Source organism: Phenylobacterium sp. (assembly GCF_024508875.1).
Lineage (GTDB): Bacteria > Pseudomonadota > Alphaproteobacteria > Caulobacterales > Caulobacteraceae > Phenylobacterium.
The window spans coordinates 1-3,390 of the sequence record NZ_JANINU010000233.1 but is presented as its reverse complement, the minus strand read 5'-3'; the positions used below and the strand labels follow the sequence as shown (position 1 = coordinate 3,390).

At 72.1% G+C, this 3,390-nt stretch carries 4 protein-coding genes; all 4 read left to right on the top strand.

Annotated elements, in window-relative coordinates; all coding sequences use genetic code 11:
- The coding region (locus tag Q0L11_RS16755) for an RsfS/YbeB/iojap family protein (protein WP_296598735.1) at positions 1-164 on the top strand (164 nt) is incomplete at its 5' end.
- Between the two features lie 223 nt (positions 165-387).
- Positions 388-1,458, top strand: a complete 1,071-nt coding sequence (locus Q0L11_RS16750) for an aspartate-semialdehyde dehydrogenase (RefSeq protein ID WP_296598734.1) — start codon at positions 388-390, stop codon at positions 1,456-1,458.
- Positions 1,459-1,529: 71 nt separating this feature from the next.
- Positions 1,530-2,921 (top strand): amidase family protein, encoded by a 1,392-nt coding sequence (locus Q0L11_RS16745; RefSeq protein WP_296598732.1) that lies wholly within the window; start codon positions 1,530-1,532, stop codon positions 2,919-2,921.
- A gap of 7 nt (positions 2,922-2,928) precedes the next feature.
- Positions 2,929-3,390: 23S rRNA (pseudouridine(1915)-N(3))-methyltransferase RlmH (gene rlmH / locus Q0L11_RS16740; RefSeq protein ID WP_296598730.1), on the top strand; the 462-nt coding region annotated here is incomplete at its 3' end.

Below are 3,390 nucleotides of genomic sequence, written 5' to 3'. Positions count from 1 at the left end.
GCTACGGCAAGTGCCGGGTCGAAGGCATGCCCAGCGCCGACTGGGTGCTGATCGATGCGGGCGACGTGATCGTCCACCTGTTCCGCCCGGAAGTCCGCGCCTTCTACAACATCGAGAAGATCTGGTCGGTGGAGTCCAATCACCGCGGCGCCGCGGCAAACTAGCCCCGCCGTCTTTACAGTCACGCCCGCGACCGGTAATGGCGCGGGCGATGACCGCTGTCATGACCATTACGATTACCCTGAAAACGACCCGCTGCGGCGGGGCGTCGACGGGTGCGTGCGTGGCCTAGACCAGCGACACGACCCGAAGAGCCCCGCCGATGCGCGGGGCAGCCTCTCACCAGAAGCCAGACCTCGCGCTCCGCCCACTGGAGACGTTGAGACCATGCCTGCTTCCTCCCTTCCGCCCTCGCCCCACGTCGCCATCGTCGGCGCCACCGGCGCCGTGGGCGTCGAGCTCGTCCGCTGCCTGGAAGAGCGCAACTTCCCGCTGGCCAGCCTGCGCCTGCTGGCCTCGCCGCGCTCGGCGGGCCGCAAGGTCCGCTTCCGCGGCCAGACGCTGACCATCGAGGCCCTGGGCGACGACAGCTTCCAGGGCGTGGACCTCGCCCTGTTCTCGGCCGGCAGCGGCCTCTCGAAGGTCTACGGCCCCAAGGCCGTGGCCGCCGGCGCGGTTGTGGTCGACAATTCCTCGGCCTTCCGCATGGACCCCGACTGTCCGCTGGTGGTGCCCGAGGTGAACGCCGAGACCCTGGCCGGTCACCACGGCATCGTGGCCAACCCCAACTGCGTGGCGATCATCGCCGCGGTGCCGATCGCGCCGCTGGCCCGCGCCTTCGGCCTGCGCCGTGTGCAGATGGCGACCTATCAAGCGGCCTCCGGCGCCGGTGCGGCCGCCATGGAGGAGTTGCGCGCCTCGACCCAGGCCTGGCTGGCCGGCGCCGCCTTCACGCCGCAGGTCCTGCCCCACCCCTACGCCTTCAACCTGTTCAGCCACAACGCCGACGTCGACGTCGAGAGCGGCTACAACGGGGAGGAGCTTAAGGTGATCGAGGAGTGCCGACGCATCCTGGGTGCGCCGGAACTTCCAATCGGCGTCACCTGTATCCGCGTGCCGGTCCTGCGCGCCCACGCCATCGCCCTCAGCCTGGAGTTCGACCGCCCGATCGATCCTGACCTGGCGCGCGAGGTGCTGGCCGCCGCGCCTGGCATCCGGGTGATCGACGACCGCACCCGCAACCACTTCCCGATGCCGTCAGAGGCCGAAGGGCAGGGCGATGTGCTGGTGGGCCGCGTGCGCCGCGACCTGGGCGACCCGTCGGGTCGCTCGCTGGCGCTGTTCGTGGCGGGCGACCAACTGCTGAAAGGGGCGGCCCTCAACGCGGTGCAGATCGCCGAGCGGCTGCTCCCGGTCCCTGCGGCGTCCGCGCCGGCCGGCGAACTAGTGAGGGCCTGACCGCCGGAGGGCTCGCCGGGCTGGACTTGTGCTTGTCCGGCGGGCCACCCTGGACGCCAGGGAGAAGATCGATGTCCGAGACCGTCAGCCTCGACCTGCTGGACCAGACCGCGGGCGAGATCGTGGCGGCGCTGGCCGCGCGCGAGGTGGGGGCGCTGGAGCTCGCCGACGCGGCCATCGCGCGGATCGAGGCTCGCGATGGGCCCATCAACGCCGTGGTCGTGCGCGACTTCGAGCGGGCCCGGCAGGCCGCCCGCGCCGCCGACGCCGCCCTGGCCCGCGGCGAGCGCCGCCCGTTGCTGGGCCTGCCCATGACGGTGAAGGAAAGCAACGAGGTCGAGGGCCTGCCGTCCACCTGGGGCAGCCCGGCCTTCAGCGGCTGGGTCGCGGAGAAGGACGCGGTGGCGGTGGCGCGGCTGAAGGCGGCCGGCGCGGTGATCCTCGGCAAGACCAACGTCCCGCCCTTCCTCGCGGACTGGCAGAGCACCAATCCCGTCTATGGCCGCACGAAGAACCCGTGGGACCTCGGCTTGTCGCCGGGCGGCTCTTCGGGGGGCAGCGCCGCGGCCCTGGCGGCGGGGATGACGCCGCTGGAGTTCGGCTCGGACATTGGCGGGTCGATCCGCGTGCCCGCGGCCTTCTGCGGCGTGTACGGCCACAAGCCGAGCTACGGCCTGATCCCGACGCGGGGCCATTCCCCGCCCGGGCTGGACGGCGGGCCGATCGCCCTGGCCTGCGTCGGCCCCTTGGCCCGCTGCGCGGCGGATCTCGACCTGGCGCTGGGCGTCACGGCCGGACCGGAGCCCGAGGAGGCGGTGGGCTATGCGCTGAACCTGCGGGGCCCACGCCACGCCGAACTCGCCGATTATCGCGTGTTCGTGCTCGACCGGCATCCGGCCGTGGCCACCGACAGCGAGGTGGCGGGCGCGGTCCAGGCGCTGGCGGGCAAGCTGGACGCGTTTGGCTGCCAGGTGACGCGCGGCAGCGACCTGCTTCCGGACCTGGCCGCCCAGCACGCGATCTACATGGCCCTGGTGGGCGCGGCGATGTCGCGCGGCTCGCCGGGCGGCACGACCTTGAACGCCCACGAATGGATGAACCTGCTGGACGCGCAGGTGGCGTATCGCCGCCACTGGGCGCGGTTCTTCGAGGACTTCGACGTGGTGGTCGCGCCCACGTTCGGGACGGTGGCCTATCCACACGTGGACGAGCCCGACAACAGCAAGCGCGTCCTGATGATCGACGGCCAGCCCACGCCGTATTTCGCCCAGCTCGGCTGGCCGGGTCTGGCCCTCCTGCCCAACCTGCCGGCCACCGCCTTCCCGGCGGGCTTCACACGGGGCGGCCTGCCCATCGGCCTTCAGGCGATCGGGCCTTACCTAGAGGACCGCACGACCATCGCGTTCGCCGGCCTGCTGGAGCGCGAGTTCGGCGGCTTCAAGGCCCCGCCGCCGCTGGTTTGACCGCCACATGAAGATCGCCATCGTCGCCGTCGGCCGGCTGAGCCGTTCGCCCGAGACCGAGCTGGTGAAGCTGTACGTTGACCGGGCCACGGCGGCCGGGCGCGCCCTGGGCCTGGGTCCGGTCGAGGTGGCCGAGGTGGAGAGCCGCAAGCCCGGCAAGGCCGCCGAGGCCGAGGCGCTGCGCCCGCATCTGGCCGACAGCCACGTGATCGCCTGCGACGAGCGGGGCAGGGCGCGCGCCTCCCGCGCCTTCGCCGAGGAGATCGGGGTGCTGCGCGACCGCGGCGTGCGCCGGCTGGTCTTCCTGATCGGCGGCGCGGACGGGCTGGATCCCGAGCTTGTGAAGGTGGCGCAGGGCACGCTGGCCTTCGGGCCGCAGACCTGGCCGCACGCCCTGGCCCGGGCGATGCTGTGCGAACAGATCTACCGCGCTGTCTCCATTCTGGCCGGATCACCGTATCATCGGGAC

Excerpts from the sequence above, each read along its gene's own strand:
- Q0L11_RS16750 (WP_296598734.1), top strand. The coding sequence starts at position 388 with ATGCCTGCTTCCTCCCTTCCGCCCTCGCCCCACGTCGCCATCGTCGGC.
- Q0L11_RS16745 (WP_296598732.1), top strand. The coding sequence starts at position 1,530 with ATGTCCGAGACCGTCAGCCTCGACCTGCTGGACCAGACCGCGGGCGAG.